Here is a 5047-nt window from a genome sequence, read left to right as displayed (position 1 = left end):
GGCACTTCCACCATGATGCCCAGCGGCACTTCCGGCGCGTCCAGTTCGCGGCGTATGCCTTCGCACCAGCCCTTGAGGCGGGTGATTTCTTTCAGCGAGGTGATCATGGGGAACATGATGGCCAGCGGCTTGCCGCCGCGGGCGGCGCGGTAGAGCGCGCGCAGCTGCGGTTCCAGCAGATCGCGGCGGCGCAGCAGCAGGCGCGAGCCGCGCATGCCGAGGAAGGGGTTCTCCTCGGCGGGCAACTGCAGGTAATCCACCTGCTTGTCGCCGCCTATGTCCAGCGCGCGCACGATTAGCGGGCGGCCGTCCAGCGCCGCCATCATCGCGCTGTAAGTTTGGAATTGCTCGTCCTCGCTGGGCGCCTGCTCGCGTTCCAGGAACAGGAATTCGGTGCGCATCAGGCCCACGCCCTCGGCGCCGGCGTCCAGCGCGGCCGCCACCTGATCCGGACGGTTGATATTGGCGGCGATTTCCACGCGGTGGCCGTCGGTGGTCTGCGCCGGACGCTGCCTTTGCTCGGCTTGCTGCTGCAAGGTCAGCTGCTGGGCGTCCTGCCAGGCGCGGGCGGAGGCCAGGTCCGCGGCGCCCGGGTTCAGGTAGAGCCTGCCGCCGATGCCGTCCAGGATGGCCGGGGTGCCGTCGGCGATGTCCAGCAGCGCCGGGCCGCCGGCCACCAGCGCCGGCAGGCCCAGGGTGCGCGCCAGGATGGCGGTGTGCGAAGTGGGGCCGCCCTGGGCGGTGGCCAGCGCGCGTACGCGGCTGGTGTCCAGGCTGGCGGTGTCGGACGGGGTGAGGTCGGCGGCCAGCAGAATGCAGTCGTCGCCGTCGATATCGGCCAGGGTGGCGCCGTTCAGCGCCGGGTCCAGCTGGCGCAGCACGCGGCGGCCGACGTCGCGCAGATCGGCGGCGCGCGCCGCCAGCAGCGGATTGCCGAGCGCGGCCAGCCGTTCCGCCATGCGTTCCACCGCCTGGTGCCAGGCCCATTCCACGCCATGGCCGGCCACCATCAGTTGGCAGGCCAGGGTGATCAGATCGGTATCGCTCAGCAGCTCGGCCTGGGCGCGGAAAATGCCGGCCTCGGTCTGGCCTAGCTTGGCGGCGGTGGCGGCGGAGAGTTCGGTCAGTTCGACGCGGGTGGCGTTCAGCGCCGCGTGCAGGCGGTCGCCGCCTTCGCCCAGCGCCACCGGGCGGTCCGGCACGTTCAGACGGCCGGCCTGCAGCACGCGCACGCGGCCGATGGCGAGGCCGGGGCTGGCGGCGACGCCGGCGATGGATAGCGGGCGGCCGGGCGGGGTCCAGCCCTGCTGCGCCGCCAGCAGCTGCGCTTTTTGCGCGGCCAGCGCGGCGTCGGTCTGTTCCTGGGCCGAGGCGTCGCGCATCGCGGCCAGCAGTCCGGCCAGCGCGGCGGCGGCATCCTGGCCCTGGGCGGACACGGTCACGGTATCGCCGTGGCGCAGGCCCAGCTGTAGCAGGCTGATCAGGTTCTTGGCGTCGGCGGCGTCCTGGCCGTGGCGCACTTGCAGTTGGGCGGCGTGGCGGCGCGCCGCTTCCACCCATTGCGCGGCCGGGCGCGCGTGCAGGCCGTTGGGGTAATCGACTATCCATTGCGCGCGCTCGGCCAGGTCGGCCACCGCGGCGTCGGCGTCTGGCGCCGGCGCCGGGCTTTCCTCCAGCAGCGCTAGCATCCGGGCCGGGTCCGTGGTGGTGAACAACTGCTCCAGCCGCGTCTGGTCTTGCAGCAGCCGGGTCAGCCGGCGCAGCAGGGTGATGTGTTCGTCGGACTGGGCGGCGATGGCGAAGACCAGGCGGGTACGCTGGCCAGGGTTCCATTCCAGCCCGTCCGGGATCTGCACGATGGCGATGCCGGTGCGGCGGATCAGCTGACGGTCTTCCACCATGCCGTGTGGGATGGCCAGGCCATTGCCCAGGAAGGTGTTGGCCACCGCTTCTCGCCGCAGCAGGCTGTCGATATAGGCCGGTTCTATGCAGCCGGCGTCGGCCAGCAATTGGCCGGCCAGGCGGATGGCGGCTTCCTTGTCTGCGGGCTGGCAAGCCAGCCGGATCAGTTCCGGCTGGATCAGGGAGGAGGGCGATCCGGTGTCGTGCATGGCGGTCTCTATCTATCTGTTCAGGGGGCGATGCGGTTCTGGTCCAGTGTGCGTGATGGCCGCAAACAGGCTCTTAGCGGCTCTATAGCGAATTGGCCGGATTCTCGCCATCGTTCTTTGCGGCGGCACGCGTCGGCGCATCAGCTGAGTTGCATTGAAAACGATTACATTTTGACTGTCAATATGGCGCTGTCGCCGCCGGCATGGATTTGCGATACCGCAAGCATCTGTGTTGTAAAATATGACTTTAAGGGTATGCTTGCTGGTATTGAATCCAGCTCATGGCAAAGAAAACGATTCCATATGACGGTCAGCATCAAGGATGTGGCGCGGGCGGCGGGCGTGTCGGTGGCCACGGTGTCGCGGGCCTTGGCCGACGGCCCGGTGAGCGAGGCGCTGAAAGCCAAGGTGGCGGCGGCCATCGCCGCCACCGGCTATCGGCCCAATCTGTCGGCCAGGCGGCTGCGCTCGCAGCATAGCGACACGATAGGCCTGATTGTGTCCGATATCCGCAATCCCTTCTTCACCGCGGTCAGCCGCGCGGTGGAGGATGTGGCCTATCAGGCCGGCATGCGGGTGATTCTATGCAATACCGACGAGAACCCTGACAAGGAGGCGATGTATCTCCGGCTGATGCAGGAGGAGCGTGTGACCGGGGTGATCTTCGCCGCCACCCGCGCGACGGCGGAAACGCTGGATGCGCAGGCGCTGGGTTTCCCGGTGGTGTTGGTAGACCGCGCCGCGCCCGGCGGCGCGGCCGACGCGGTGGTGCTGGACAATGCCGCCGCCGCCGGTTTGTTGGTGGACCATCTGCGCGAGCAGGGCCATGAGCGCATCGGCGGGCTGTTCGGCAACACCAGCAGCACCGGCGCGGAACGCCACGCCGGTTTCGCCGCGGCGCTGACGGCGGCCGGGCTGGACGCGCCGGCGCGTTTCGTCGCGCCCACGGCCGAGGCTGCGCAGCAGGCGGTGTCCGCCTGGCTGACAGAGGCGGAGGCGCCGCGGGCGCTGGTGATCAGCAACGGCTTGCTGCTCTTGGGCGCGATGCGCGCGGTGCGTGAGCTGAGGCTGGAACTGCCGCGGCAATTGGCGTTGGCCGGTTTCGACAACGACAGCTGGACCGAGCTGGCCGGGCCGGGGCTGACGGTGATAGAGCAGCCGGTGGACGAGATCGGCCGCGCGGCGATGGCGATGTTGCTGGAACGGTTGGAACAGCCGCAGCGGCCAACGCGCAAGGTGGTGTTGAGCGGGCGGCTGGTGGTGCGGGGTTCCAGTCTGGCCGCCGGCTAGCCACCGCGGTAGCGAGTTGATGTGGGGGCAAACACGGCCGGGCGCTTGCGCCCGGCTTTTTCTTGGCGGAGCCACGCTCCAGCGCTTACTCGTCTTCTTTCTTCTTCTTCACCGCGCCGTCATCGAGATTCCGCATGATTGGGATTTCTGTGCAACCCAGCTGCGTCTCCCGCTCCGAGATGAAGTCCGGGTGACCGCAAGCCGCCACGAACCTAGTGGTCCTAACTTTCGCCATGGGGAGCAAGTTGATAGCCTATTGCGAATCTCTTCCACACATTGTCGCTTAGTCGGAAAGAAAAACCCATGAGTAAGCTTGATCCATGCAATCACAGGCAAGGATGGGAAGCCGCGCTGATTTTAGTCACCGCCTTATGGGGGTGGTCGTTTGTTGCCATTCATGATGCGCTACGCTATCTAAGCGACTCAGCGTTTAATGCCTATCGGTTTCTCATCGCTGCGCTGGTGATGCTGATGGTGGTGTTGCTGAAAGGGGGTCGCTTCTCGCGGCAGGATGTGGTCGGGGGTGTTGCCGCTGGGCTTGCGTTATATTTGGCCTTCTTTTTTCAAACCAAAGGATTGGCTTACACCACCGCTTCCAATGCTAGCTTTATTACTGGATTAGCCGTTGTCTTCACTCCGCTGTTTGCTTATTGGCTGCTAAAGACCCGCCCGGAAAAACGTCAGCTACTAGGTGCAGCCACGGCGACGATTGGGCTTGCCTTGCTGACCTTGAAAAATCTGGCCATGCATTGGGGAGATGTGCTGGTTGTGCTCTGCGCGGCTTCCTTTGCTTTGCATATTGTTATTTTGTCCAAGGCCAGCAAAACAGCGAGGGTATTAAATATCACCTTTGTCCAGGTCGCGGTTGTGGGAGGCTTGTCCTTGCTGCAGTCGTTGGCATTGAATGAATTTGCGCTTCCCTCTCGAAGCGAGACGATTAATGCGATTCTTATTATCGCCCTATTGGGGACGGCAATCGGTTTTTATGTGCAGACCCAGGCCCAGGTTGCCTCGTCACCCAATCGAATCGCATTGATCATTGTGTTGGAACCGCTTTTTGGTGGTGTTTTTGCTTATTTTCTGGCGGGTGACCGGTTGTCGCCTTTGAATTTATTGGGGGCAGGGCTGATTGTTCTGGGCATGCTGATCACGGAGTTTAATTTTAAGGCAAGCCGCGCTGAAACTGGTTAGAGCGGCTAATATTGACGGGTTCACGGCAGAGGCAAGTCGGCGCAACGCAGTATCAGGGGTTTGTTAGCCGATATTACCTTCATTGCGCGCCTTGACATCGCCGCAGCCCAAGGACCAGGTCGCGCGGCTGTTGACCACGCTGTCGCAGGGTTTTGGAAAGAATGTGAGCGGCGCCCGCTATTCGTCACCTTGATAAAGGATGAAGACGGCCGGTATGTGGATTTAAGAACCTGTTCAAAGTCTGCTGCGCTTCGGCGGGATGGATATAAATGGGCGTTGAAACCAAGCTCAAAATGCCCATGTACCACTTGTACATTCCGCTTTTTCGCTCGTTCTCGCCTTGTCTCGCTCTTGCTCGCGAGACTGTGAACAGGCTCTAAGCGGCTGCGCTGATTTGAATACCGGCCGCCGGCAAGCGTCGGCGGCAAGAATGGAGCAAGCATGAATCCTTTGAT

General features: G+C 64.1%; 3 protein-coding genes. 2 read left to right on the top strand and 1 reads right to left on the bottom strand.

Going from position 1 to position 5047, the window contains the following annotated elements; translation table 11 throughout:
• The coding region (locus tag LQT98_RS22470) for an HPr family phosphocarrier protein (RefSeq protein ID WP_231465351.1) at window positions 1–2111 on the bottom strand (2111 nt) is incomplete at its 3' end.
• A 303-nt stretch (window positions 2112–2414) separates the two neighbouring features.
• Here LQT98_RS22470 and LQT98_RS22465 point away from each other — a divergent pair.
• Complete coding sequence (locus tag LQT98_RS22465; protein ID WP_231465350.1) at window positions 2415–3401, top strand: LacI family DNA-binding transcriptional regulator; 987 nt, start codon at window positions 2415–2417, stop codon at window positions 3399–3401.
• A gap of 303 nt (window positions 3402–3704) precedes the next feature.
• The gene (locus LQT98_RS22460) at window positions 3705–4592 is read left to right on the top strand and encodes a DMT family transporter (protein ID WP_231465348.1); all 888 of its coding nucleotides are present in this window, start codon (window positions 3705–3707) and stop codon (window positions 4590–4592) included.
• Window positions 4593–5047: the final 455 nt, after the last annotated feature.

Origin of the sequence: Chromobacterium aquaticum (assembly GCF_021129195.1) — a bacterium.
GTDB classification, from domain to species: Bacteria; Pseudomonadota; Gammaproteobacteria; order Burkholderiales; family Chromobacteriaceae; genus Chromobacterium; species Chromobacterium aquaticum.
This window is presented reverse-complemented; position numbering and strand designations above follow the sequence as displayed.